This is a genomic window from Burkholderia latens, assembly GCF_902499045.1.
Taxonomy (GTDB): Bacteria; Pseudomonadota; Gammaproteobacteria; order Burkholderiales; family Burkholderiaceae; genus Burkholderia; species Burkholderia latens.
The window spans coordinates 182,651-208,856 of the sequence record NZ_CABVPL010000004.1; the positions used below are offsets into that span (position 1 = coordinate 182,651).

22 protein-coding genes and 3 pseudogenes are annotated in these 26,206 nt (G+C 61.7%); 17 read left to right on the top strand and 8 right to left on the bottom strand.

Going from position 1 to position 26,206, the window contains the following annotated elements:
• Nucleotides 1–193: 193 nt before the first annotated feature.
• Nucleotides 194–1,189 (bottom strand): AraC family transcriptional regulator, encoded by a 996-nt coding sequence (locus BSE24067_RS04730; protein WP_151062701.1) that lies wholly within the window; start codon nt 1,187–1,189, stop codon nt 194–196.
• A gap of 202 nt (nt 1,190–1,391) precedes the next feature.
• On the opposite strand from BSE24067_RS04730, the gene cyoA reads away from it, so the two are divergent.
• The 5 genes from cyoA (at nt 1,392) to BSE24067_RS04755 (ending at nt 6,910) form a co-directional block, all read left to right on the top strand.
• Nucleotides 1,392–2,279, top strand: a complete 888-nt coding sequence (cyoA, locus tag BSE24067_RS04735; protein ID WP_151062702.1) for a ubiquinol oxidase subunit II — start codon at nt 1,392–1,394, stop codon at nt 2,277–2,279.
• Nucleotides 2,280–2,282: 3 nt separating this feature from the next.
• Entirely contained in the window at nt 2,283–4,289 is a 2,007-nt protein-coding gene (gene cyoB / locus BSE24067_RS04740; protein ID WP_174904698.1) for a cytochrome o ubiquinol oxidase subunit I, read from the top strand.
• Nucleotides 4,289–4,897 (top strand): cytochrome o ubiquinol oxidase subunit III, encoded by a 609-nt coding sequence (gene cyoC, locus BSE24067_RS04745; RefSeq protein WP_151062509.1) that lies wholly within the window; start codon nt 4,289–4,291, stop codon nt 4,895–4,897. Before cyoB ends, cyoC begins: the two co-directional genes overlap by 1 nt.
• Entirely contained in the window at nt 4,898–5,230 is a 333-nt protein-coding gene (gene cyoD, locus BSE24067_RS04750; RefSeq protein WP_006759069.1) for a cytochrome o ubiquinol oxidase subunit IV, read from the top strand.
• A gap of 234 nt (nt 5,231–5,464) precedes the next feature.
• The gene (locus BSE24067_RS04755) at nt 5,465–6,910 is read left to right on the top strand and encodes a carotenoid oxygenase family protein (RefSeq protein ID WP_151062510.1); all 1,446 of its coding nucleotides are present in this window, start codon (nt 5,465–5,467) and stop codon (nt 6,908–6,910) included.
• 281 nt (nt 6,911–7,191) lie between these two features.
• Here the strand turns inward: BSE24067_RS04755 and BSE24067_RS04760 are convergent, their stop codons facing one another.
• The 3 genes from BSE24067_RS04760 to leuC all read right to left on the bottom strand — a co-directional run bounded on the left by BSE24067_RS04760 (nt 7,192) and on the right by leuC (nt 10,658).
• Complete coding sequence (locus tag BSE24067_RS04760) at nt 7,192–8,514, bottom strand: 2-hydroxycarboxylate transporter family protein (protein ID WP_151062511.1); 1,323 nt, start codon at nt 8,512–8,514, stop codon at nt 7,192–7,194.
• Between the two features lie 100 nt (nt 8,515–8,614).
• On the bottom strand, nt 8,615–9,253 hold the full coding sequence (leuD, locus tag BSE24067_RS04765) for a 3-isopropylmalate dehydratase small subunit (protein ID WP_151062512.1): 639 nt from the start codon (nt 9,251–9,253) through the stop codon (nt 8,615–8,617).
• The gene (leuC, locus tag BSE24067_RS04770) at nt 9,246–10,658 is read right to left on the bottom strand and encodes a 3-isopropylmalate dehydratase large subunit (protein WP_151062513.1); all 1,413 of its coding nucleotides are present in this window, start codon (nt 10,656–10,658) and stop codon (nt 9,246–9,248) included. Before leuC ends, leuD begins: the two co-directional genes overlap by 8 nt.
• Nucleotides 10,659–10,770: 112 nt before the next feature.
• Between leuC and BSE24067_RS04775 the strand changes: the two genes are divergently transcribed.
• Nucleotides 10,771–11,658 (top strand): LysR family transcriptional regulator, encoded by an 888-nt coding sequence (locus BSE24067_RS04775; protein ID WP_151062514.1) that lies wholly within the window; start codon nt 10,771–10,773, stop codon nt 11,656–11,658.
• A 118-nt stretch (nt 11,659–11,776) separates the two neighbouring features.
• Here the strand turns inward: BSE24067_RS04775 and BSE24067_RS04780 are convergent, their stop codons facing one another.
• The gene (locus BSE24067_RS04780; protein ID WP_151062515.1) at nt 11,777–12,853 is read right to left on the bottom strand and encodes a HAMP domain-containing sensor histidine kinase; all 1,077 of its coding nucleotides are present in this window, start codon (nt 12,851–12,853) and stop codon (nt 11,777–11,779) included.
• A gap of 3 nt (nt 12,854–12,856) precedes the next feature.
• Nucleotides 12,857–13,543, bottom strand: a complete 687-nt coding sequence (locus BSE24067_RS04785; protein WP_151062703.1) for a response regulator transcription factor — start codon at nt 13,541–13,543, stop codon at nt 12,857–12,859.
• Between the two features lie 212 nt (nt 13,544–13,755).
• Between BSE24067_RS04785 and BSE24067_RS04790 the strand changes: the two genes are divergently transcribed.
• Nucleotides 13,756–14,475, top strand: a complete 720-nt coding sequence (locus BSE24067_RS04790; protein ID WP_254600353.1) for a TolC family protein — start codon at nt 13,756–13,758, stop codon at nt 14,473–14,475.
• A gap of 214 nt (nt 14,476–14,689) precedes the next feature.
• Here the strand turns inward: BSE24067_RS04790 and BSE24067_RS04795 are convergent, their stop codons facing one another.
• Complete coding sequence (locus tag BSE24067_RS04795; protein ID WP_048984156.1) at nt 14,690–15,820, bottom strand: IS110 family RNA-guided transposase; 1,131 nt, start codon at nt 15,818–15,820, stop codon at nt 14,690–14,692.
• A gap of 121 nt (nt 15,821–15,941) precedes the next feature.
• Here BSE24067_RS04795 and BSE24067_RS04800 point away from each other — a divergent pair, with 121 nt between their 5' ends.
• From BSE24067_RS04800 to BSE24067_RS04815, 4 genes and pseudogenes are all read left to right on the top strand, one after another.
• Nucleotides 15,942–16,748, top strand: a complete 807-nt coding sequence (locus tag BSE24067_RS04800; protein ID WP_279611815.1) for an efflux transporter outer membrane subunit — start codon at nt 15,942–15,944, stop codon at nt 16,746–16,748.
• Nucleotides 16,745–17,875, top strand: coding sequence for an efflux RND transporter periplasmic adaptor subunit (locus BSE24067_RS04805; RefSeq protein WP_151062518.1), 1,131 nt, complete (start codon nt 16,745–16,747; stop codon nt 17,873–17,875). Before BSE24067_RS04800 ends, BSE24067_RS04805 begins: the two co-directional genes overlap by 4 nt.
• A pseudogene (locus tag BSE24067_RS04810) lies at nt 17,872–18,321 on the top strand (efflux RND transporter permease subunit); the annotation flags it as partial. The gene BSE24067_RS04805 and the pseudogene BSE24067_RS04810, both read left to right, overlap by 4 nt.
• A pseudogene (locus BSE24067_RS04815) lies at nt 18,294–18,971 on the top strand (IS3 family transposase); the annotation flags it as partial. The pseudogenes BSE24067_RS04810 and BSE24067_RS04815, both read left to right, overlap by 28 nt.
• Before the next feature lie 60 nt (nt 18,972–19,031).
• Here BSE24067_RS04815 and BSE24067_RS33075 read toward each other — a convergent pair.
• Nucleotides 19,032–19,263, bottom strand: a pseudogene (locus BSE24067_RS33075) (transposase); the annotation flags it as partial.
• A 368-nt stretch (nt 19,264–19,631) separates the two neighbouring features.
• On the opposite strand from BSE24067_RS33075, the gene BSE24067_RS04830 reads away from it, so the two are divergent.
• From BSE24067_RS04830 to BSE24067_RS04855, 6 genes are all read left to right on the top strand, one after another.
• The gene (locus BSE24067_RS04830) at nt 19,632–20,186 is read left to right on the top strand and encodes a GNAT family N-acetyltransferase (protein WP_151062519.1); all 555 of its coding nucleotides are present in this window, start codon (nt 19,632–19,634) and stop codon (nt 20,184–20,186) included.
• 120 nt (nt 20,187–20,306) lie between these two features.
• Nucleotides 20,307–21,191: an ABC transporter substrate-binding protein gene (locus BSE24067_RS04835; protein ID WP_151062704.1), complete on the top strand. Its 885-nt coding sequence runs from the start codon at nt 20,307–20,309 to the stop codon at nt 21,189–21,191.
• A 48-nt stretch (nt 21,192–21,239) separates the two neighbouring features.
• Nucleotides 21,240–22,298 (top strand): LLM class flavin-dependent oxidoreductase, encoded by a 1,059-nt coding sequence (locus tag BSE24067_RS04840; RefSeq protein WP_151062520.1) that lies wholly within the window; start codon nt 21,240–21,242, stop codon nt 22,296–22,298.
• Nucleotides 22,299–22,305: 7 nt separating this feature from the next.
• Nucleotides 22,306–23,664: an LLM class flavin-dependent oxidoreductase gene (locus tag BSE24067_RS04845; RefSeq protein WP_151062521.1), complete on the top strand. Its 1,359-nt coding sequence runs from the start codon at nt 22,306–22,308 to the stop codon at nt 23,662–23,664.
• 59 nt (nt 23,665–23,723) lie between these two features.
• Complete coding sequence (locus BSE24067_RS32760) at nt 23,724–25,508, top strand: amino acid ABC transporter permease/ATP-binding protein (RefSeq protein ID WP_151062522.1); 1,785 nt, start codon at nt 23,724–23,726, stop codon at nt 25,506–25,508.
• 90 nt (nt 25,509–25,598) lie between these two features.
• Nucleotides 25,599–26,183, top strand: a complete 585-nt coding sequence (locus tag BSE24067_RS04855) for a TetR/AcrR family transcriptional regulator (RefSeq protein WP_233629365.1) — start codon at nt 25,599–25,601, stop codon at nt 26,181–26,183.
• Nucleotides 26,184–26,206: the final 23 nt, after the last annotated feature.

The window sequence follows — 26,206 nt, forward strand, 5'->3', positions numbered from 1 at the left end:
ACATCATCGGATACGTAATGAGCGGGGGAACGTACAAATGCGGCCTCGTCGCATCACGTGCCCCCGCTTCGGGCGATCCTGCCGCACAGAACTGTCCGTTAAAAATTGGAAAATTGCGGGATGTTGTTGAGACGACAACGAGGAACTCATGGCGGGACGCAGAGGGTTCACGCACGAGCAGCTTGTACACGCTTCATGACGTCTGGCCGTCCGAGGATCGTTGGACGTCCGCAGTCGCCTGCTTTCCCTTACTCACGAACTGGCTCGGCGGAACGCCGCAGATACGCTTGAATACGCGACGGAACGCTGTCTCTGACGTATAGCCGAGACTTTCGGCGAGACGGCTAATGTTGCAATGACCGCTCTTTAGCCTCAGGCGCGCCAGGTCGACACGCCATTCCGTCAAGTAATCGATGGGCGAACTGCCGACGATCGCCGCAAAGCGGACTGCAAAGGCGGTGCGGGACATTCCCGCATGGGCGGCGAGACCGGCGACTGTCCACGCATGACCGGGGTCCTTATGCATTGCTGCCAATGCTTTCGCAATACGATAGTCGCCTAGTCCGCGCACCCATCCCGGTCGATCACTCGACTCCGTGACTAGATAGCCTCTAACAGCACTGAGCAATACTGTCTCCGCAACAGCGCGTGCCATGGCTGTGTAACCCGGCAGTTCATTCGCACATTCTCGTGCGAGGAAGCGAAGCGATTCTGCCGTCCATGGAGATATATGCGGATCATCAGCCCGGAACATGATCAGTTCCGGAAGTGCGCTCAGCACGCGGTGGCGTAGCTCGCTCTTCATCCCGAACGCTATGCCCAGCAACACAGTGGACTGGCCCGAGCCGCCCCAATTTAGAGTCACCGGCCTGTCAGGCTCCATGTCGCGCAGGTGATCGAGCCGTACTCGACGAAACAGATCACCGATGTCCGTAGGCGGAATATCATCGCTACTGCAGAGCACCACCGAATCGCTCCCTGCGGTCAGCAGCACAGTTGCGCCCGGCTCCAACCACTGTGGTATCGCATCCCCGTATCGCAACCAGCATCCTCCCCCACTTGCGACGGTATAGCTCGCGACGGAGGGCGCGTCCACAAAGCGCAGGCTCCAAGGCTCGCACAGACTGATGGTGCCGATGGCCGCTGAGCCCAGCGAAAGCGACGCCAATATTTCACTGACCGAGTCCATTTCTACTCTCGAACGAATGCGGTGCTTCTCTGAACGATCAGTACGCACCGACGACCAAATCCACCGGCATCATACGCGTTCCTGAGTGCATGCCGTCGCGCTATATGACAAATTCATCTGCGAATTTTTATCGACAGTCGAATCCCCAACGCGGTATCAGTTTGCGTATCGCCCTGTTCCAACCCGGAGCTTGGGCCGCAATATGAAAAGAGAGGTCTGTCGAGGTCTGTCGGCGTCGATTTCAATCATCGCGGCATTGGCTCTTTCAGGTTGTAGCGGGGACATCCTTAATCCTAAAGGTAGCGTCGGAGCCGCCGAGAAGGCGCTGATCGCCACCTCGACATGGGCGATGCTGATCGTCGTCGTGCCGGTGATCCTGCTGACGGTATGGTTCGCGTGGCGCTACCGCGCGTCGAACCGCAACGCCACGTATGCACCGAACTGGTCGCACTCGACCGCGATCGAGGTGGTGATCTGGACGGTGCCGACGCTGATCATCCTGTTCCTCTGCGTGCTCACGTGGAAAACCACGCACGAACTCGATCCATACAAGCCGCTCGAGTCGTCGGTGAAGCCGATCGACGTCGAGGTCGTCGCGCTCGACTGGAAGTGGCTGTTCATCTATCCGGAACTCGGCATCGCGTCGGTGAACCAGCTCGCGATTCCGGTCGGCACACCGGTGAATTTCCGCATCACGTCGGATTCGGTGATGAACTCGTTCTTCATTCCGCAGCTCGGCGGCCAGGTCTACGCGATGGCCGGCATGCAGACGCGCCTGCACCTGATCGCCGACGAAGCCGGCGACTATGCGGGCACGTCCGCCAACTTCAGCGGCCGCGGCTTCTCCGACATGAAATTCCGCACGCTTGCCGAGCCGCGTGAGCAGTTCGACGCCTGGGTGCGGAAGGTGAAGGCCTCGCCCGACCGGCTCGACGCGACCGTGTACGGCACCGTCGCGCAGCCGAGCGAGAAGGCGCCCGTGCGCTACTTCTCGTCGGTCGATCCGCGGCTCTTCCACAACATCATCGCGAAATACAACGATGGCCACGTCCTCGATCTGAAGGACGCCGCCTGCGGCACGAAGGGGTAACGCATGTTCGGCAAACTCACACTATCGGCGATCCCGTTCGATCAGCCCATCATCATGGTGGCCGGCGCCTTCATGGGGCTGGTCGTGCTGGGCATCCTCGCCGCGCTGACGATCACCGGCCGCTGGAAGTGGCTGTGGACGGAATGGCTGACGACGGTCGACCACAAGAAACTCGGCGTGATGTACATCATCGTCGCGCTGATCATGCTGCTGCGCGGCTTCGCCGACGCGATCATGATGCGCATGCAGCTCGCGCTCGCCTACAACGCGCCCGGCTACCTGCCGCCGCACCACTATGACCAGATCTTCACGGCACACGGCGTGATCATGATCTTCTTCATGGCGATGGTGTTCATGGTCGGCCTGATGAACCTCGTCGTGCCGCTGCAGATCGGTGCGCGCGACGTCGCATTCCCGTTCATCAACTCGCTCTCCTTCTGGATGACGGCCGTCAGCGCGATCCTGATCAACATCTCGCTCGTGATCGGCGAGTTCGCGCAGACGGGCTGGCTCGCATATCCGCCGCTGTCGGAGCTGCAGTTCAGTCCGGGGGTAGGGGTCGACTACTACCTGTGGGCGCTGCAGATCTCGGGCGTCGGCACGCTGCTGACCGGCGTGAACTTCTTCGTGACGATCATCAAGATGCGCGCGCCCGGCATGACGCTGATGAAGATGCCGGTGTTCACGTGGACGGCCCTTTGCACGAACGTGCTGATCATGGCGTCGTTCCCGATCCTGACCGCGACGCTTGCGCTGCTCGGCCTCGACCGTTACCTCGGCATGCACTTCTTCACGAACGAAGCCGGCGGCAACGCGATGCTGTACCTGAACCTGATCTGGGCGTGGGGCCATCCGGAGGTGTACATCCTGATCCTGCCGGCGTTCGGCATCTTCTCGGAAGTCATCGCGACGTTCTCGAAGAAGCCGCTGTTCGGCTACAAGACGATGGTGTACGCGACCTGCGCGATCATGGTGCTGTCGTTCCTCGTGTGGCTGCACCACTTCTTCACGATGGGCTCGGGTGCCAACGTGAACGCGTTCTTCGGCATCATGACGATGATCATCGCGATCCCGACCGGCGTGAAGGTGTTCAACTGGCTGTTCACGATGTATCGCGGCCGGATCGAATTCACGACGCCCGTGCTGTGGACGATCGGCTTCATGGTCACCTTCACGCTCGGCGGCATGACCGGCGTGATGATGGCGATCCCGGGCGCGGACTTCGTGCTGCACAACAGCCTGTTCCTGATCGCGCACTTCCACAACGTGATCATCGGCGGCGTGCTGTTCGGTTATCTCGCGGGCTTCAACTACTGGTTCCCGAAGGCGTTCGGCTTCAAGCTGAACGAGAAACTCGGCAAGGCTGCGTTCTGGTTCTGGCAGGTCGGCTTCTACGTCGCGTTCGTGCCGCTCTACGTGCTCGGCTTCATGGGCATGACGCGGCGTCTGAACCACTACGACAACCCGGCGTGGCATCCGTGGCTGCTGGTCGCCGCGTTCGGCGCCGTGCTGATCGCGATCGGCATCGCTTGCCAGCTGCTGCAACTGGTCGTCAGCATCCGCAATCGGAACCTGCCGGCGTACCGTGACACCACGGGCGATCCGTGGGGCGGCCGCACGCTGGAATGGGCGACCTCGTCGCCGCCGGCCGACTATAACTTCGCGGTGATCCCGCAAGTGCGCACGCTCGACGCGTACGCCGACATGAAGGCGCGCGGCGATGGCCGGCCGAACCCGGCGGCGATCCGCGACATCCACATGCCGTCGAATACGTGTGCGGGCCTCGTGGTCGCGATCTTCAGCCTGGTGCTGGGCTTCGCGCTGGTATGGCACATCTGGTGGATGGCGATCGGCGGCCTGGTCGGCATCGTCGCGACGCTCGTGATCTACAGCTCGCGTGACAACGACGGCTACTACATCCCGGCGACGAAGGTGCGCAAGATCGAAGAGAAGCAACCGGCGGCGCGCGTGGCCACGCGTGTCGACGACGTGGAACTGGAGGCCAACTGATGTTGCAGAAAACCTTGAGCGCAACCCTGCTCGAACACGACGACCATCCGCCGTCGCACTCGGTGTTCGGCTTCTGGCTGTACCTGATGACCGACTGCGTGATCTTCGCGGCGCTGTTCGCGACGTTCGCGGTGCTCGGCAACCAGTACGCGGGCGGTCCGACCGCGAAGGACCTGTTCGACATTCCGGGCGTCGCGGTGGAAACCGCCGCGCTGCTGCTGTCGAGCATCACGTACGGCTTCGCGATGCTGGCCGCGTACAAGCAGCGGCGCGGCGCGCTGCTCGCATGGCTCGCGGTGACGTTCGTGCTCGGCGCGGCGTTCCTCGCGATGGAGCTGCGCGAGTTCTCGCACCTGACCGCGGAAGGTGCGGGCCCGCAGCGCAGCGCGTTCCTGTCGGCGTTCTTCACGCTGGTCGGCACGCACGGGCTGCACGTGACGGCCGGCCTGCTGTGGATGATCGTGCTCGCCGGGCAGATCGTATTGCGCGGCGGCGACCTGACCGATCGCGACCTGCGGCGCCTGACGTGCCTGAGCCTCTTCTGGCACTTCCTCGACATCGTGTGGATCTGCGTGTTTTCCTTTGTCTATCTCGCGAGCGTGATCTAAATGGCTCATTCGCATTCGTCTCAACTCGAAGAAGGGCACGGCAGCGTCGGCGGCTATGTCGCGGGCTTCATTCTGTCGGTGCTGCTCACGGCCGCGTCGTTCGGCCTCGTGATGGGCGGCGTGCTGTCGCCGCACGCATCGCTGATCGCGCTGGCCGCGCTCGCGTTCGTGCAGATCGTCGTTCACCTCGTGTACTTCCTGCACATGAACGGTTCGTCGGGTCAGCGCTGGAACGTGATGGCGTTCAGCTACACCGTGCTGACCGCGGCGATCCTGATCGTCGGCACGCTGTGGGTGATGCACAACGTCAGCATGAACATGATGTCGCGTTGACATTGCGACGACGCACCGGCAGACCTGTTTGACCAAAAAATGGCTGATCCGACCTAGCGGCAATAGATGCCCGTTGGGCGAAATCATCGCAACTGGCCGGCAAGACCTCGACGCCTAGCCTTGAGCTTATCCCAAGTACCACGTGTAGTCCCTATGGTTCGTCAGTTAAACCGATCACCAGCTCTTGGGCAACACGTGAAGACGCAGTACAGATATGTTCTGAAGGAGAGTCATATGAGTATGCTGTTTCCGACGACACCTGAATTTGTCGGGCTTTACGAACCAAGCCGTGTTGAGGCCGACGTTGTGGATCTTGAGGTCGAAGGATCTCTGCCGGAGAGTATCAAAGGAGTCTTCTACCAAGTGGCTCCCGATCCGCAGTATCCCCCGATGCTTGGCGCCGATATCTTCTTTAACGGTGACGGTGCCGTCAGCGCATTTCGGTTCAGTGACGGTAAAGTCAGTCTGAAACGGCGCTACGTGCAAACCGAAAGATTGCTTGCCCAACGTCGGGAACACCGTTCCCTCACCGGGGTTTATCGTAACGTCTTTACGAACGACCCTTTGGCAGCGCGGAACAACAGCACTGCCAACACGACAGTGGTGAAGCACAATGGTGTCCTGTTGGCGCTCAAGGAAGACAACCTTCCATACGCGATGGATCCCGACACTCTTGAAACCATCGGCGTATGGGATTTCGGAGGGCAGGTGCGATCGGCCACGTTTACTGCCCATCCCAAAGTGGACCCGGAAACCGGTGACTTGCTGTGCTTCGCCTACGAGGCCAAGGGCGAGGGTACACCGGATATCGCGTACTACGAGATCGCCGCGTCAGGTGAGGTGAAGCGCGAAGTCTGGTTCAAAGCGCCGTATGCTGCAATGATTCACGATTTCGCCGTTACCGAGAACTACGTCGTATTTCCGGTGATCCCTTTAACTGTCGATCTCGAGCGAATGAAAAGGGGTGGCCAGCACTTTCAGTGGCAACCCGACCTTCCGCAACTCTTTGGAGTTCTTCCTAGACGCGGCAACGAAAGAGATGTGCGTTGGTATTACGGGCCGGCAAATGGGTTTCAGGGACACACGCTGAACTCCTTCGAAGAAGGAAGCCGCGTTTTCGTGGACATGCCGGTCGCGGACGGGAACGCTTTTTATTTTTTCCCGCAGGAAGACGGCTCATTCCCGCCACTCGAGACCCTCAAGGTGTCATTGATGCGTTGGACGTTCGATCTTGAATCGGAGATCGATGACGTTGAACCCGAAGCGCTGACGGACTTCCCGTGTGAGTTTCCGCGCTGCGATCCTCGATACATGGGAAAAACATATCGACACGGGTTTGTGCTCAAATTCGATCCGTCCTTGCCATATGATGGGAAGTCGCTTGGCGCACCCCCGTTCCAGTTTTTTAACACGCTGGCGCGAGTCGATGTCGTATCGGGCGATACTGAGGCGTGGTTCGCCGGCGACGCGGAGTGTTTCCAAGAGCCGATCTTCGTCCCGCGCAGCCCGGACGCGCCCGAAGGTGACGGATTTGTCATGAGCGTTCTCAACCACCTGCGATCTAAAACGACCGAACTTGTGGTACTTGACGCGATGAAATTGTCATCGGGGCCTGTAGCGCGTATCAAAATCCCGTTCCGGCTGCGAATGTCATTGCATGGCACCTGGTCACCGCTCTGACCCACCACTGTAAACCGCTTCCATTCTGATGTTTGAAAATGGAAGCGGTGACAAGTCTCCTCGCTATGCAGCGGCGGCCGCGTTCATGGCAGAATCGGCACCGCTGCTCCAATCGACAACAGCCATCCCACTCCGCTCGTGACCGTATTGGATCAATTGATTGGGAACCCGTGCCGCATTGCACCGGTGCAGCGTACGCAATCTCGGCTTACTCGTATGTAGCTGAGGCGTGAGGGGAATCACGCCGAACTCCCAATGCGCGCACCGTCTGTTAAAGTTTCTCAGTGCAGCCACGTCATCAAGATAGTCGCGAAGACGACCATCGCCGCACCGCCGATGCGTGTGGAAATCTGCGCGAAGGGCATTAGGCCCATTCGATTCGAAGATGACAAGATCGCCACGTCTCCCGTTCCTCCCAGTCCACTGTGGCATGCGGTGACAATCGCGGACTCTACTGGATACATCTTGAGCCAAGCACCGACGAAGAAACCGGAAGCGACCATCGAGAGGACAACCGATGTGCAGATCACAAAATAGCCGGGCGAGAAGGCGCTAACGAGCTTGTCCCAGGAGACGAACAACGCACCGAGCCCAACCAGAATGGAGAAAGTGAGATTCGTCGACATGAACTTGTACATTTGATACGCACCGACTTCCATCGACTCGGGAATCGCGCGGCACACTTTCAGTAGTGCTGCGGCGATGATCATGAGGACGGGGCCGGGTATTCCGGTCAGCGGTGCAAGAAGGCCACCCACAATAAAGAGCGTGCAGGAGAGGAGCAAACCCAACCCCATCAGTCGCAAATCCAATGCAGCTTCCGCTTTCTGCGCCTTCAGCAGTTCCTGGTCCTCGCCGGTTTTCACCAGCATTCCGTCTCCGCTGAAATGACGGTGTTTCTCGCCGAATCGGCTGAGAACACCGCTGGAGAGAATGGCAACGACGTTGCCGATCAGCGCAGCTGGCACCATAGTCGCGATGAGATGCCCCTGGGCTGCGCCGGTAATCTCCGAATAGCCGATGGAAAGCGGCAGAATGCCTTCACCGATGCCGCCACCAAGAATCGGCATAACGATGTAGAAGAACGTGTGCTTCGGGTCGTAGCCGAACATCAGGCCGGCAGCGACGCCCGCTGCGATCGCTGCAATGGTTCCTACGAGGAGCGGCACGAACATCTTCAGGAAGCCCTGAATCAGGATCTTCCGGTTCATTCCTAGGATGCTGCCCGCGACAAGACAGGCGATATAGAGATATTGAAGATTGGCGGTCTTCATGGTAGTTGTGATCGCCTTCATCGCGGCCTCGTCCATGAGCTTGTAGCCAAGCAGAGCTGATGGCACGAACAGACAGAGAATGGCAGGACCGCCTATATGCCGAAGAAGCGGAACTCTCCGGCCTATTTCTCCGAGCAGCATTCCTGATAGCATGAGCACCGCAAAGCCACCGATCATGTCGTTGGGCAGTTTCTTCGTCATGGCCGCCGCCGCAGTGACAACCACAAGCACGGCGAACATCGGAGCCGGCATGCCGCCGATTCTGAAGTTGACGACCGTCGAGCGTCGCGCTATCGGCGGAGAGCTTGTATCGGCACGAGAGGATTCCATCAGATGTCTCCAATATTTATATCTACATCGCCTGGCTAGCAGAGCCAGGCGGAACAGCATCTCAGTGCGTCTATGCACAACGCACCTGGCTGGAATCCGGTCAGGCGGTGCGTTGCTGCCGGGGCAGGTCGATCTTCATCCACGAATGATCTGCGTAGTGGCGGCGTTCGAACGCAGCGATGGCATCCTCCTCGCTGAGCGTCATGCCGATCATGTCTAGCCCTTCGACGAACATTCGCTTCTGCCGGGCCGGCAACTGGAACGGGTACTCGCTGCCGTCGAAGGTCCGGACTACTTGACGCTGCACATCAATCGTCAGCGCGGCCGTTGCGGCGTTTTCGGTCCGTTCGATGAGTTGCGACACGACGGACGGGGCCAGCATGATGAGCAGCAACCGATTGTTGAGCGCATTGAAATAGAAGATTTCGCCGAAGCTCGGTGCGATAACCGCCTCGAAGCCAGCCTGTTGCAGGCCCCATACCGCATGCTCCCGGCTAGAGCCGCACCCGAAGTTTGCTCCCGCCACGAGGATGTTTGCACGTTCATACCCGGGACGGTTCAGCACGAAGTCCTGTCGTGGCTCGCCGGATGGCTCGTAACGAAGGTCGTAAAGAACCCCGCGTGCAAGACCTGACTTGTCGATGCCGAATAGGAACTGCTTCGGCATGATCTGATCGGTATCGAGGTTGTTCAGCGGAAGCGGTGCCGCAACGCCTCTGATGGACACGTGTTTAGTCATGGCTGAATTCCTTGCGTACGTCTACGATGCGTCCGGCCAGCGCGGCGGCTGCCGCCATCGCGGGGCTCATCAGATGTGTGCGTGCCCCGCGGCCCTGACGGCCCTCAAAGTTTCGATTGGTCGTCGATGCGCAGCGCTGGCCGGGTTGAAGAATGTCGTCGTTCATCGCGAGGCACATCGAGCAGCCGGGTTGGCGCCATTCAAATCCGGCGTCAATCAGGATCTGCGCGATGCCTTCGCGCTCGGCCTGCTCGCGAACAAGGCCTGAACCGGGTACGACCATTGCACGCACCTCTTGCGCAACCTTTCGCCCTCGCACGATCTCCGCGACGGCGCGCAGATCCTCGATTCGCGCATTGGTGCAGGAGCCGATGAATACATGGTCGACTGGGAGGCCGTCGATGGGTTGTCCGGCATCGAGGCCCATGTAGGCGAGTGCCTTGGATGCGTTGCCGCGCTCGACAGGTTCATCTGACAGCGGCGGGATCTGTTCGGTCACCGCGATGGCCTGATCGGGACTGGTGCCCCAGGTGACGAATGGCGCGACGTCACTTGCGTCGAAACTATGCGACACGTCGAAGGTCGCGTCGGCGTCAGACTTCAGCTCCTTCCACTGTTCGGTCGCACGGGCGAGCTCCGTTGGTGAAAGATCCTTGATGCGTTCCGCGACGTAGGTCACCGTTGTGTCGTCAGGTGCGATCAGCGCGCCGCGTGCCCCGGCTTCGACGGTCATGTTGCACAGGGTCATGCGGGCTTCCGCGCTCAGCGCCGCGATCGCGGGCCCAGAGTATTCGACGACAAAACCTCGCGCACCCTGAGCGCCGATCTTCGAAATGATGTAGAGCACCAGATCCTTCGACGTCGTGCCGCGGGGCAAAACCCCCTCCACGTGGATGCGCATGTCGCGTGCGACGCGGTAGATCAATGTCTGCGTCGCGAGTACGTGTTCGACCTCAGACGTCCCGATACCGAAGCCCAATGCGCCGAGCGCGCCATAGGTGGTCGTGTGGCTGTCGCCGCACAGCACCACCATGCCGGGCCGGATTAGGCCGAGCTCCGGCGCGACTACGTGCTCGATGCCTTGCTCGCGGTCTTGTACGTCGAACAAATGAATGCCGTGTGCCCGGCAATTGCGCGTGAAATTGGCCGCCTGATGCGCCGCTGCATCGATGAGGATGGTGCGGTCCTGAACCGGCACCGGATGCGTCGGAATCACGTGGTCGACGATGCCCATCTGCTTCTCCGGACAACGGACGGAGAGTTTTTTTTCGCCGAGCCCGGCAAATGCCTGGGGGCTCGTGTACTCGTTCATGATATGCAGGTCGGCGTACAGGGCGACGTGCTGCTCGTCGACGTCGAAGACCGTATGGCGTGTCACGATCTTCTGGTAAAGCGTCTGTCCCATCTTTCCTCCAGTCTCCGTATCCCGTTGATGCGGATGTCCAACGAAGTGTAATTGGGCGACTGGAGCAGTAAAATGGATGACCACTTAACCTATTATTAAATATAACTTTAAAATGGACCCAATCGCAGACCTCGAATTCTTTGCACGGCTGGTGACACAGGGCAGTCTGTCCGCGTTGGCTCGCGATCTCGGTGTGACGCCGCCGGCCGTGAGCGCGCGACTGAGTCAACTGGAGCGCCGTTTGGGCGTGAAGCTGCTGAATCGGACCACGCGTCGGCTTGCGATGACGCACGAGGGAGAGTTGTATCTTTCGACTGGATCGAAGCTGCTCGAGCAGGTTCAGGAACTGGAGCGGATGGTGTCGAGCAGTCGCGAGCAGCCTCAAGGCCTGTTGAAGGTCAATGCGACATTCGGTTTTGGACGACGCCACATCGCTCCCGCACTATCCGAGTTTCGGCGGCAGTATCCGGAAGTGGATGTTCAACTGGAACTGACCGATCGCCCGATGAACCTGGCCGAACTGGCCTATGACGTCGGCATTCGTTTCGGAGAGCTACCGGATCAGCGGCTCGTGGGCAGAAAGCTCGCGTCGAACCGGCGCTTCGTCTGCGCGTCCCCCACGTACCTCAAGAAACACGGCATCCCGAAAACCCCCGGAGAATTGCGCAACCAGATGTGCATCGTCCTGAGGGAAAACGATACCGCGTATGGCACCTGGCACTTCACAAAGGGCAAGCGCCACGAACTTGTCAAAGTGCACGGCGCGATGAGCAGCAACGATGGGGAGGTCACGCTCCAATGGGCCATCGACGGTCATGGAATACTGGTCCGGTCCGAATGGGACGTACAGACGTCGATCGATTCCGGCAAGCTGACGCGCGTACTTGCCGACTGGTCGTTACCGTCGGCGGACATCTATGCGACTTATCCGGAGAGGTTGAACCTGTCGGCAAAGGTCCGCGTGTTTGTCGATTTCCTGGAGACCCACATCAAGCCGTAGATCGCGGCATTCGAGAGATGCATGTGACGTGCGGCTGCGATGAACAGGAGGTCGGCTCGAGAATCGCACGATACGTCGGAACGAGTGACGATGACTGAAGCGGCGGCCGAACTGATAGCTAGTTGATTCGGCAGCGCGGCAAGCGTGCAATGACCGTGAGACCGCCTCCTTCGCGCGGCGCGGCATGAATATCACCGTCGTGCAATGCGATTGCGCGACGGGCGATCGCTAGACCCAAGCCGGTACCCGACACAGATTGCATGATTGCATCTCGTTGCTGCGGCTCGAGGCGATGGAATGGTTCAAAGATGTCTTCGCAGGACCCGGCGGGTACGCCCGGCCCCCTGTCGCTCACGCGGACTTCGAGCCAGTCGGATTTCTCGCCTGCCTCGAATGACGTCAACGTACGTGCGCATACTTCGACGGCGGTGCAGGCCGCGGTGTACTTGATTGCATTGCGCACGACGTTTTCGAGTGCGCGATAGAGCGGTTCTCCGGCGACTTCCGCCACAAAGCTGACGGGTGCATCTAAGGTCACGATGCAGCCGCGTGACTGGGCCTCGAAGGCGGCATCCTGCACGATATCAGCCAGCAGTTCTATGATGTCAACACGCTCGCGCGGAGGCGACATCGCGCCGACCTCCAGTTTGTGCAGGGTCAGTAGTTCTTCGATGAGTTGGTTGAGCCGCTCCGTTTCGCGGCTAATGCGCTCTACCATGCCGGGCGCTGATTTCGCGTCCTGCTGCATGAGGCCGATCGCCGCCTGAATGCGGGCCAGCGGGGAGCGCAACTCGTGCGACACGTCATGAAAGAGTTGCCGCTGCCGCATCGAGGCATGTTGCAGGCGCGCGGCCATTTCATCGAACTCGCGGGCCAGGAACGTGAACTCATGAGGGCCACGGTTTCCGAGCGCGGGCAGGACGCGCACGTCGAAGCGAGCCTGAGCAGCGTCTCTCAGTGCCTGACTCAAATGGCGCACCGGCGTGGAGATATACCATGCCAATCCGACCGCGACGGGTAGGCTCACTGTGGCACCGGCAAGCAGCAGGATTAGCGCCATTGAAGGCGATCGATCGTCGGGCGGGTGGTGTCCGCTTGCGTAGAGATAGAGTCCACCGAATGCAAACGCCATGATCACCGCAAGCCAGAGCAGGAAGAAGATAGGCCAGAACAGGTGCCTGAAGCGCAATTGCATGGCTTAGTCCGTCAGAAGCTGGTAGCCCATGCCGCGCACGCTGACAATCCACGGCTGGCCGTCGGGGCGCGGCCCAAGCTTCTGGCGGATGCAGCTTATATGCACGTCGATGCGTCGGTCGAAACGCGTCAGTGGCTGCTCGAATGCCTGCAACGAAATTTCTTCCTTACTGACAAGTCGGCCAGCATGACGGGCCAGCACCTTGATCAGGCTGAATTCCGTTCCTGTCAGATCGAGCGGCATACCTTGCCAGGTGGCGCTGCGATTGGAGGGCCACAGCGAAAGCGGACCGGCGTGGATCGGGCCGATGGCACCGGCCGCGCTCGCGCCCCGCGCTCGCCGAAGAATTGCTCGCAGGCGGGCGACCAGTTCGCCGGGCGTACACGGCTTGGGCACATAGTCGTCGGCGCCGAGATTGAGGCCGGAAATCCGATCGATATCATCGCCGCGAGCAGTCAGCATCAGCACCGGCACCGGGCTAGCCACGCGGATGCGGCTCAGTGCCTCGATGCCCGACAGTCGCGGCATCATCACGTCGAGTACCACGATGGCAAAACGCCCCGACAGCGCATGGGCCACGCCGGTTTCTCCATCGTGCGCAATCTCGGCAGCAAAACCTTCGTTGGCCAGATACTGCGCCAGCATGCTGGTCAGCTCGGCGTCGTCGTCGACCAGCAGCACCGGTGTCAAGGAGGAGGGGACAGCGTTCGTCATATGGTCAGGATGCCATGTTAGTGATGCCGATCATAGCTAAGCGCCAGATTTTTACCCAACTTAACCCAGCCTTACGGCACTGAATCTTCCGCTGCGGACAATGGCGTGCATCGGCTCAGGACCGGGCCGGGGAGCTTGCATTGATGAGAGAATTGGAGCGACGACGGCCCCTCGCCATCTGGCTAGGCATGGTCATCGGCAGTGTGGGAGTATGCGCCTGCGCATTGCAGCCGGCTTACCTGCCGCCGCCGACGACCACGGCCACCGGCTGGCACGCCGAAGTGGCCCACGGCGGCAAGGTTGAAAACCTGATCGACTGGTGGAGCCGTTTCGACGACCCAGCGGTGGGCGAGTTGATCCGCGTGGCCGAGGCCGGCAGCCCGACGCTGGCCAAGGCGGTAGCCCGTATCAGCAGTGCACGTGCCACCCTGGCATCGAACAGCGCCGATGCGTGGCCGACGCTCACAGGCAGCGCCTCCATCGCGCGGGCCAAGTCCAACGTCTCCACGGGTAGCGCCACGTTTACTACCCTGGCGACCACTCGCAGCGGCGGGCTGGACGCGTCGTGGGAACTCGATCTTTTCGGCAAGGCACGCTCGGCGCGCGAATCGTCGCAGGCGCTCCTGCAAGCCCGTATCGACGATTGGCACGATGCTCGTATCTCTCTGGCTGCCGAGGCGGCGGACGATTATGTGCAATATCGTGCATGCCGCCAGCTCGTGCGTGCCTACCAACAGTCGGCGGCGTCGTATGCGAAAACCGAAAAATCGACGAACGCGGCGGTCACAGCCGGCATGTCGGCAGCCTCGGATGGCTACCTTGCGGAAGCCAACACGGCTGATATGACTCCCGCTGTCAATCGGGATTGGTGTTCGGGTTTTCCACGCGTTATTGTTCAAATTTCCTGAGGGCGGCGCAGCAGTACGTCTCGACGGTGGATCACGCTGATATCCGCGGGTTGGCTACCGCATTACAGAGGTCCGCCTGATGAGCCTGCCGCTATCTAGGGACGCAAATCGAATTGGATCCGTTGCGTAGCCGTGGCGCGGGTTACTCGTGTGCCGGGCTACGCCGCCCTCAGGAAACTCCTTGATTGATGGGTAAAGACTCTCGCTCGCCTGCTCAAGCCGCGTGCTTCTGCGGTTGCAACGCAAGTGACATGGCGAGTTGGCTAATGTCCCAGATAAACCCGCTTAGTTCGCGGGCGACCGCGACCACGGCGATGTTCTTCTGTTTACCGCGTGCCACAAGCGTTCGATAGCGTCGACACAGGCGCACCTGCGCATCCCAAGATCGATCCACGATGGGTTTAGGAATCCCTTCGTGGCGGCGCTGAATCTCGGGACTCACGCGCGCCGGATGCCGATAACTCCATGCCGATTCGACGAGCAGCTTTCTCGCGTAACTGTTGCCGTTCTTGGTGATGCTGCCCTGACGGCGTTTCTCGCCCGACGAGTGTTCGCTCGGTGTTACCCCCAGCCACGCCATCAACTGGCGCGGATGAGTGAAGCGTGACAGATCACCCAACTCAGCAAGCATGCCGACCGCCGTGGTGAACTGCATGCCGCGCATCGTTTGCAGACCCAGTACTGCCGGATAAAAACGCCAGGCAACCACGGCCTCGCGCAGCGCAGCTTCCAGTCGATCGCATTGCGCAAGACGATCCTCGATCGCGCGTCGATGCTCTTCGAACGCTAACTGCTGCCATGTGCTGTCGAACGCAAACGTGCTCAGCCAGCGCCGGTGTGCTGCCCTCCAGTCGGCGCGGCCGGTATAGCTGACCCCATGCGAAAGCAGAAAGGACTTCAGCCGCTGCCGCGCACGCTTCAGATCATCCTTGGCACTCACCCATGCCCGTGCCAGATCGCGAAAGGCTTCGTCTTCGACGGTAGGGACAAAGACCTCCGACAGGTCGCCAGCCCTGAGAGAACGCACCAGTTTGATCGCGTCACGCCGATCGGTCTTTACGCGTTCCCCCGGCTTCCTTGGAATCAGAGACGGTGCACACACCATGCAGTCGATTCCCTTCTGCTGAAGTTGACGGTAAAGTCCGTAACCACATGGGCCCGCCTCATAGACAATACAGATACGCGACGCCTTCGATTGCAGGCGCTTGCATAAGCGATCGATATCCGTCTTCGTGGTGCCAACCTTGCCGAGCAGTTCAACCTCGCCCATGCCGAACGCATAGGCGGCCGTGATCGACTCCTTATGGACATCGAGCCCGACGTACAGCGTGCTATCGTGTTCCATGCTGGCCTCCGTGCCGGAAATCGCCAGGTGCGGCCCTGTCCGCACCGTGCGGCTCTGGCAGCAATGCTAACCCGCGCTTGATTCCTCACGGCAGGCCAGCCTTTGCCCCGCGGGAGTCATACTGACTAGCGCGAATGCCACGGCTACGCAGCAGAAGGTAGCCTGCGAGGAACTGGTCAAGTCGCTGGCGGCGCTCACGGGGGCCGACGAGCCGACCTTGCGCGGAATTATCGACCGGCCGGGCGCCCCCGAATTGCCGGAGTCGGCAGCCTTCAGCGTGGAAACCATCCCGATCGATCTGGTTCGACAGAGGCCGAGCCTCGCATCGTCAGAACGTACGCTGGCTTCAGCCTATGCCGAGATCGGGAAAGCCCGCGCGGATCGCTTGCCGAATATTTCGTTGTCCGGTTCGGTCACGTTGTCCGCCACCAATCTGACTTCTCCACTTTCAGCCTGGTCGCTCGGGCCGAGCCTGTCAATCCCGATGTTCGACGCTGGCAAGCGCAAAGCAGCGGTAGATTCGGCAAGGGCCAGCTATGAGGCGCAACTTGCCGACTACCGTAGCTCCGTGCTCACAGCGATTAAAGAGGTCGAGACCGCGCTGGTCGATCTCGATGGCGCGGCCCATCGTAGCGATGATGCGCGACGTTCAGTCGAACAATACCGCCGTTACGAGCGGGCCACGGAAGCCAACTGGCGCGGCGGCTTCGACACACTACTGACGCTGGAGCAGGCGCGACGTTCGTTGACCAGCGCGGAAATCTCCTATATCGAACTGCAGCGGGATCGCGTCCGGAGCTGGATCGCGCTCTACAAGGCGCTGGGCGGCGGTTGGCAAACCGGCGGCGCTTCGACGTCGACTGCTGCTGCCGAGGCCGCCGCGATCGCCCCTGACGTTCAAGCCCTCTTGCAAGGAACCACCCCGTGAAGCTGACTCCCCGGAGCGCCGCATTGGCTGCCTTCATCATAGTTGCCGGAGCCGCCGCGTGGTGGCTGAGGTCTGGCGCGCTCGCACGCGCTGAAACGCAACCGCCGCCGGCCGCGCTGACCGTCAGCCTGGTCGCCCCCCGTTCTCAGGACTGGCCGCAGACCATCGAGGCCAATGGCACTACGACCGCCTGGCAGGAAGCGGTGATCAGCGCCGAGATCGGCAGCCTGCGCATCACGGAATTGCGCGTGGATGTCGGCAGCGAGGTCAAGCGCGGTCAACTGCTTGCGCGTTTGGCGGATGCCACGGCAACCGCAGACCTACGCAAGCAGGAGGCAGCCGTCGCTCAGGCCCGCTCAAACCTGGAGCAGGCCCAGGCAGATCTGAAGCGTTCCAGGCAAGTCGCCGATAGCGGCGCCGTGGCCGCTCAGAAACTCGACGAATACCGCATCACGGAAGCGGTGGATCGGGCCGCGCTGGCGTCGGCCGAGGCCGAGTTGCAGAACAAGCGAACCGTGCTGTCGCAAACGCGCATCATGGCCGTAGACGATGGCATCATTTCGTCGCGCGCGGCCCTGCTGGGCAACGTTGTCAGCGCCGGGACGGAGATGTTCCGGCTCATCCGGCAGGGGCGGATCGAATGGCAAGCCGAGGTCGATGCGCAACAGTTGGCGCGAATTCGCCCGGGCCTACCTGCGCGCGTGACCTTGCCGGGTGGCAAAGTGATCGACGGCAAGGTGCGGCTGGTGTCACCCACGCTGTCGACCAGTACTGGCCGCGCCATCGTCTACGTGGCGCTGGACGGGCATGACGCCCAGCCCGGCATGTTCGCAGGCGGAAGGATCGCACTGGGTACTACGCCGGCGCTGACGTTGCCGGAATCGGCGCTGGTGCCGCGCGATGGCCGCACCGACCTGTACGTGCTCAATTCCGACGGCGCCACGGTGACTCGGCGCACCGTCGTCACCGGACGTCACCAAGATGGGCGTGCCGAAATCCTCTCCGGACTCGATGCGGGCACACGCGCACGGGTGGTGGCTAGCGGAGGCGGTTTTCTGTCGGATGGCGCACACGTGAGGGTGTCGACGCAGAAGGATGCCGGGGGCGGGCAGGGGGGGCTGCTGTGAACATCTCGTCGTGGTCGATCCGCAACCCCGTCCCCGCGTTGCTGTGCTTCACTCTACTGACCGTCTTCGGGTTGATCGGATTTCACAAACTTCAGATCCAGGATTTTCCTGACATGGATCTGCCGACCATCAACATCTCTGCTTCGCTGGAGGGCACTGCGCCGTCGCAGTTGGAAAACGAGGTGGCGCGCAAGATCGAAGACAAGCTGACTTCGCTGTCGAAGCTAGACCACATCACCACCAAGATCACCGACGGCTCGGTCAGCATCAGTGTGACATTCAAGCTGGAGAAAGACCCGCAGGCTGCCCTCAGCGAAGTGCGCAACGCCGTGGATAGCGCGCGTGCCGACTTGCCCGGCGAGATGGCTGCCCCGACGGTGTCGAAGAACGATGCCGCAGGCTCGGCACTACTGACTTATACCGCAAAATCACGGTGGATTTGCGAGAATCGGGCGAGACGTGCAGCCGTCACCGCGTGTTCCGGTTAATGCGGACAGAAGGTTTGCGCGCCGAGGTTGGCTACGGCAGCAAGCCTCGCTATCGTGGCGGTCCGGTCGGCGTGGTGGCCAATGTCCTAAATCGGGAGTTCGCCCCCGACGCGCCGAACAGGGTCTGGGTTACCGACATCACGTATATCCGAACCTATGAAGGCTGGCTGTATCTGGCGGCGGTCATGGATCTGTACTCGCGTCAGATCGTCGGCTGGGCCACGCGATCAACGATGACCAGCGACCTGGTATTGCAGGCTTTGCTGGCTGCAGTCTGGAAACGCAAACCGGGCCTCGGCGTTATGGTGCATTCGGATCAGGGCAGTCAGTTCACCAGCGATGACTGGCAGTCATTCCTGAGGGCTCACCATATGGTGCCGAGCATGAGTCGTCGCGGTAATTGCCACGACAACGCCGTTGCCGAAAGCTTCTTCAGCGCATTGAAGAAGGAGCGAATTAAGCGGCGCATCTACCCGAACAGGGCTACTGCTGCCACGGACGTATTCGATTACATTGAGATGTTCTACAACCCGATTCGCCGGCATGGTTCCGCCGGCGACCTGTCACCTGTAGAGTTTGAGCGGCGCTACGCGCTAAACGGCTCGTGAGTGTCTATGAAACTCTGGCCGGTCCAAGCAGGCAAACGGGGATGTCGTTTGCGGGGTGTCTTCTAGACGCAGCTTCGCGACCGGCTCCTTGAGCCGCTCGTTCTCATCCTCGAGTTGCTTCAGTACGCGGACCTGGTTCGATTCCAGGCCCGCGTACTTGCTTCTTCCATCGATAATACGGCTGCTCTGATAGCCAGCGCTGCTCCTCGTGCGCGGCTGCAATCAATTGCTCGCCCAGACTTCGATCCTTCTCCGGTTGCTTAACCGTATAGGTCGCTACCCGGCGGCGCACTCCCGGGTAGCAACATGCCTTGCGTGCGCCCCCACCGAGTCTTCATCAAGTTCTTCTGATTTCTAGGGTAAGAGAGAACTCACTGGCCGGATGGCTACAAGAAACGTCCCAGGGCATGTTGAGTTGAGCTAGAGACAACGACGATAACCTTTGCAGAATTGCTTTGTTAGAAATTTGGCAATGGAAACGTATAGTTGGCCATCAGAGCCTACGTGAGTGTTTCATAGGCACGCGCTAGTTTCGCTCCCGAAGAATAAAGACAGACCGGTCTTTCTTCTTGTTTGGCATCGCATGATGGCAGCGATACCCCGCATGCGGGAGCGGATTGATTTGAATCGCTGTTTTCAGCATTGAAAGACCGAGAAGTCATGTCCGATTTCATCATTGTCGACACCACGCCTGCCGATCATCGTGCACGGCCGTTGATTGAAGCATTGATCGACGAGTATTCGACTCGTTATGCGCCGTACCGGGTAGATAGTCGGGGCGAGGCCGAGCACGAACTGGCGCGTTATCCGGCCGAACTATTTTTACCACCCGACGGCGCGTTCATTCTTGTCATCCGCGATGGGGAAACCGTTGGGGGCGGCGCTTTCAAGCGGTACGATGCGCAGACGGTCGAACTGAAGCGGGTATGGACACACCCTGAGTGGCGCCGACAAGGGCTGGCGCGGACGATCGTCGCAGCGCTCGAGCAGCGGGCAAAGGAGCAAGGGTATCGTCGCGCGTATCTGACAACGGGTGTCAGGCAACCGGAAGCGTGGGCGCTTTATGTCGATACCGGTTACACACCGTTCTTCGACGTTTCCAACGTACCTGAAATCGATGTCAGTCTCCCGTTTGGCAAGGATCTCCTCGATCCCCAGCGGACTGATTCGCTTTCCGATCTGACCGCACGGGGGTTCCAGAAAGCGACGCGCTGATACACGTTCTTTTACTCACCATCAAAAAAATGTGCTGAACAGAGCATTAAAAATTAAGGAATACATATGACAAAAAAGAAATGGATCGCCGGTATCGTGGCGAGAACATCGATTTTCGCGATGATTTGTGTTAGTGCCGCTGCAACGGCAGCAACGTTCGATCTCAGTCCGGAGCAGAACGGCCGGCCTCGAGCCCCAGTAGACCCGGTTGCCCTGCGTGCGTTGCCCGCTACAGCTAAGTTTGCGCAACCGGACACGTTGACGGTAGCGATCGGTGCGTACTTGCCCCCTCTGAGCACATACGCTACCGATGCGCGTACCGTGGTCGGATTCGATCCCGATCTAGCACAGCTTGTAGCAGACAGTCTCGGACGCAAGTTGAAGATTGTCCCGGTCGCATGGGCGGACTGGCCGCTGGCCCTCGAATCGGGGAAGGTAGATATCGTACTGTACAACGTGACAGTCACCGAGGAACGGAAGGAGAAATTCGACTTTTCGACGTACAGGAGGGATCAGCTCGGATTCTATGTGAAGTCGAACAGCAAGATCCCTGCGATTCGTGAGCCGAAGGACGTTGCGGGCTTGCGAGTCATCACGGACGCCGGCACAAATCAGGAGAAGATCCTGCTCGACTGGGATCGTCAAAATGTTACGCACGGCCTGAAGCCGATCTCGATCCAGTACTACGACGATTATGCGACTGCCGGGGTAGCGCTGAGGGCAGGGAGAGCCGACGCAATCTTCAGCGTGAATGCACAACTGGCCTACCAGGCTGCGCTTCGGGGAGATATCCGTCTAGTAGGTACCGTCAACGGCGGCTGGCCGCGCACGGCCGATATTGCAATAGCGTCTCGCAAGGGAAGCCGGCTGGCTGAGCCCCTGACCCTGGTGCTAAACGATTTGATCAAGGATGGCAAGTACCGTCAGGTCCTGGACCGATGGAGCCTTGCATCCGAAGCCATTGACACGGCACAGACAAATCCTCCCGGACTCCCTAAGCAATGATCGGTTTTGTGCTTGGTGACCAGTTGAACTGAACTTCAGTCACGTCTTATGACATATTCACTTTCCCTGCTGGACAAGAGCCCAATCGCCGACGGTGCGACCGCCGCCGACGCGCTGCGCTTCACGACGACCCTCGCGCAGCGTGCCGAACAGCTCGGCTACGCGCGCTTCTGGGTCGCCGAGCATCACGGCGCGCCGGGCTTCGCGAGCTCCGCGCCGGAGGTCGTCGTCGCGCACCTGCTCGCGAATACGTCGCGCATTCGCGTCGGCTCGGGCGGCGTGATGCTGCAGCACTACAGCCCGTTCAAGGTCGCCGAGACGTTCAAGCTGCTCGCCGCGCTCGCGCCGGGCCGCGTCGATCTCGGCATCGGCAAGGCGCCCGGCGGGCTGCCGCTGACCACGCGCGCGCTGCAGTGGTTTCACGACAAGGCGAAGAAACCCGACTTCGCGGGCCAGCTCGCCGAGCTCGACGCGTTCCTCGGCTGGGGCGTCGCCGAAGATCACCCGCTCGCCGGCGCGGTCGCGATGCCGGTGCCGCCGCACGCGCCCGAACGCATCCTGCTCGGCGGCTCGCCCGATAGCGGCGCGCTCGCCGCCCGCAACGGCTGGCGCTTCTGCTACGCGGGGCACTTCAACGGCGACGATGCGAATCTCGAACGCTCGCTGGCCGCGTACCGCGACGCAGGCGGCACGCGCCCGCTCGTCGCGCTGTACGCCGTCGCCGCACCGACCCGCGACGAGGCCGAGCAACTGATCGGGCCGCTGAAGATATTCAAGCTGCAATTCGCCGGCGGCCCGAGCTTCAACCTGGCGAGCGCGCAGGCCGCCGCCGAATTCGCGCGGCAAAGCGGCGCATCCGACTACCGGATCGACGAGTTGCGCCCGGCCGTGCTGGCCGACACGCCCGAGCGCGTGCACCGCGCGCTCGACGCGCTGAGCCGGCGGCTCGACGTCGACGCGTTCGTGATCGACTCGCCGGTGACCGATTATGCGGCGCGGCTCGCGTCGGCCGAATGGCTCGGCGGCGCGCAGTCGATCACGCCGCTGCAGGCGGCCCTCGCGGCCGACCATTCGGACCATTCCCTTTCCCCCGACCAGAACACGTGACGCGCCCATGACCACCCGACGATCGATTCCCTTCGGCCTGATGCTGCAAGGCGCAGGCAGCCACATGAACGCGTGGCGACACCCGAGCAACCCGCCGGACGCGAGCATCAACCTCGACTTCGCGATCGGCATCGCGCGCAAGGCGGAAGCCGCCGGCATCGCGTTCGCGTTCGTCGCGGACGGCCTCTACATCAATGAGAAGTCGATCCCGCACTTCCTGAACCGCTTCGAGCCGCTGACCGTGCTGTCGGCGCTCGCGGTCGCGACGAGCAAGATCGGGCTCGCGGGCACGATCTCGACGTCGTACAGCGAGCCGTTCACGGTCGCGCGCCAGCTCGCGTCGCTCGACGCGATCAGCGGCGGGCGCGCGGGCTGGAACGTCGTGACGACGCCGCTCGAAGGCACCGCGAAGAATTTCGGCAAGGCGCATCCCGAGCACGCGTTGCGCTACGAGATCGCCGACGAATACCTCGACGTCGTGCAGGGGCTGTGGGACAGCTGGGACGACGACGCGTTCGTGCGCGATCGCGCGACCGGGCGCTTCTTCGATCGCGACAAGCTCCACACGCTCGACCATCACGGCCGCTTCTTCCAGGTCGCGGGCCCGCTGAACATCCAGCGCTCGCCGCAGGGGCAGCCGGTGATCTTCCAGGCCGGCTCGTCCGACACGGGCATCGGGCTCGCGGGCAAGTATGCGGATGCCGTGTTCACGCATTCGCCGTCGCTCGACGAAACGGCCGCGTTCACGCGGCGCGTGAAGCAGAGCGCGGTCGAGCACGGGCGGCAGCCCGGCGACGTGAAGATCTTCCCCGGCGTCGGCCCGATCGTCGGCCGCACGGCCGCCGAGGCGGAAGACAAATATCAGGCGATCCGCGACCTGCTGACGATCGACGAGGCGCTCGCGTATCTCGGCCGCTATTTCGATCACCACGATTTCACGCAGTACGCGCTCGATGCGCCGTTCCCCGAACTCGGCGACCTCGGCCGCAACAGCTTTCGCTCGACCACCGACCGGATCAAGGCCGACGCGAAGCGCAAGCAGCTCACGTTGCGCGAGACGGCGCTCGCCGTCGCGACGCCGCGCCCGAACTTCATCGGCACGGCCGAGCATGTCGCCGACGAGCTGATCCGCTGGCACGACGCGGGCGCCGGCGACGGCTTCATCCTCGGCTTTCCAGTGCAGGCGCAGGGCGTCGACGACTTCGTCGACCTCGTGATTCCGGTACTCGAGGCACGCGGCCGCTACAGCCGCGACCTGCCGGGCAGCACGCTGCGCGACCACCTCGGCCTGCCGCGCAAGGCGAGCCGCCATGCGGCGCCCGGCGCGGTGCAGAAACAGGACGACGCGGCCGAAGCGCACGCGTGACGCCGACGCGCCGCTACGCGCGGCGCGTCCGACCGACCCGATCGAGGACCTTCACCGACATGAGCGACACGACCCATCTCGGCGGCGCACTGCCGCCGCTTCCTTCGTCCCGCGTCCGCGACGCCGGCACGCGCCTGCGCATCGTGCCGGCCCGCCACCGCTCGCGCACGGCCGGCACCGTGCTCGCGCTCGTGCTGATCGCGCTCGCGCTGCATTCGATCCTCGGCAACCCGCAATGGGGCTGGCCGGTATTCGCCGAATGGTTTCTGTCGCCGCCGGTGCTGTCCGGGCTCGCGCGCACGCTGGTGCTGACGCTGCTCGGCGCGGTATTCGGCTTCGCGCTCGGCGCGTTCGTCGCGCTGGCGCGGCTGTCGCGTTCGCGTCTGCTCGCCGCGAGCGCGTGGACCTTCGTGTGGCTGTTCCGGTCGATTCCGCTGATCGTGCTGCTGCTGATCCTCAACAATATCGGCTACCTGTACGAACACGTGCGGCTCGGCGTGCCGTTCACCGACATCGTGTGGTTCGACACGCCGACCACCGACCTGATCAGCCCGTTCCTCGCGGCCGTGCTCGGCCTCACGCTGAACCACGCGGCGTTTTCCGCCGAGGTGATCCGCGGCGGCATTCTCGCGGTCGACCAGGGGCAGCTCGAAGCCGCCGCGGCGCTCGGCCTGCCGCGCGGCCGCCAGACCACGCGGATCGTGCTGCCGCAGGCGATGCGCGCCATCCTGCCGACCGCGTTCAACGATCTCATCTCGCTCGCGAAAGGCACCTCGATGGTGTACGTGCTCGCGATGCCCGAGCTGTTCTATACGGTGCAGGTGATCTATCGCCGCAATCTCGAAGTGATTCCGCTGCTGATGGTCGCGACCGTCTGGTACCTGATCATCCTGACCGTGCTGTCGGCGATCCAGGTTCAGGTCGAGCGCCACTACGCGCGCGGCGCGCTGCGCAACCCGCCGCCGTCGGCGCTGACGTTCGTGCTGGCGCGCATCGGTGCGCTGTGGCGGCGTGCCGCGGCACGCCACGCGACAGCCACCGCAACGGCCCGCGGCGACGACGCGACCGCTCCGCTACCGAGCGCCGGCGGCGAAGTCGCCGTGCACAACGTATCGAAGCAGTTCGGCATGCAGCGCGTGCTCGACAACGTGTCGTTCGTCGCCCCGCGCGGCAGCGTGACGGCGATCATCGGGCCGTCCGGTTCGGGCAAGTCGACGCTGCTGCGCACGATCAACCATCTCGAACGCGTCGACGACGGCTTCATCGATATCGACGACGAGCTGATCGGCTATCGGCGCGACGGCGACGTGCTGCACGAGCTGAAGGAGCGCGACGTGCTGAAGCGGCGCAGGGCGGTCGGCATGGTGTTCCAGAACTTCAACCTGTTTCCGCACTTGACCGTGCTCGAGAACCTGGTGGAAGCGCCCGTCGCCGTCGCGGGCATCACGCGCGAGGCCGCCGAGCGCACCGCTCGCACGCTGCTCGCGCGCGTCGGCCTCGCGGACAAAGCCGATGCCTACCCGCGCCAGCTGTCCGGCGGCCAGCAGCAGCGCGTCGCGATCGCGCGGGCGCTCGCGTTGCGCCCGAAGGTGCTGCTGTTCGACGAGCCGACGTCGGCGCTCGATCCCGAACTGGTCAACGAAGTGCTCGACGTGATCAAGGAGCTCGCGCGCTCTGGCACCACGCTCGTGATCGTCACGCACGAGATCGGCTTTGCACGCGAAGTCGCGGACAACGTGCTGTTCATGGAGCGCGGCCGCATCGTCGAGTCGGGCCCGCCCGCCGTCGTGCTCGACGCGCCGGCCCATCCGCGCACGCGCGCGTTTCTGTCGCGAGTGTTGTAGGCGACGCAAACGGTGGATTCATCAACCGCCCGCTATATTCAACTTTGGCCGAAGTACAATTGCCGCTCACGATCTCTGTCTATGCATTCGATGAACGCGTCTTCCAGCATACGTGACCATATCCTCGCTGTAGCGAGCGGACTATTTTACGAGCACGGGATCCGGTCTGTAGGAGTCGATTGGGTGATCAAGGATGCTGAAGTTGCGAAGGCGACGCTTTATCGTCACTTCCCCAACAAGGAGGAACTTGTTCTGGCCTATCTCGAAGGGAGGAGGGCCGCGGCGTTATCGGCGATCCGCGACACGATCGCAGCGGCTGGAGACGACCCCGTTAGGCGTGCAGTTAGTATTTTCGACAGATTGGCTATCGTGGCGCGGCACGGATTTCGTGGTTGCGCTTTTTTGCGCGCGCAGGCGGAACATCTCGAGTCCGGACCAATTCATGCGGTCGTCAAGTCCCACAAGGACGCCATCAAGGGAGTATTCGAGGAGGCCATTGCCGATTTTCCCGTCACGAGAACTCAGCGGCGCGAACTGGCGGCTATCCTTGCACTGATCTACGACGGCGCTTTGGCGGTCGTGATGGTCCAGCAAGATATCGCCGCGATCGAGTTCGCGCGGCGCGCGGCGCTCGCGGTGTTGTGCGCAGATCATGGCACTACCGCCCGATCCTGAAGATCGGGCGACTCATCATCCCC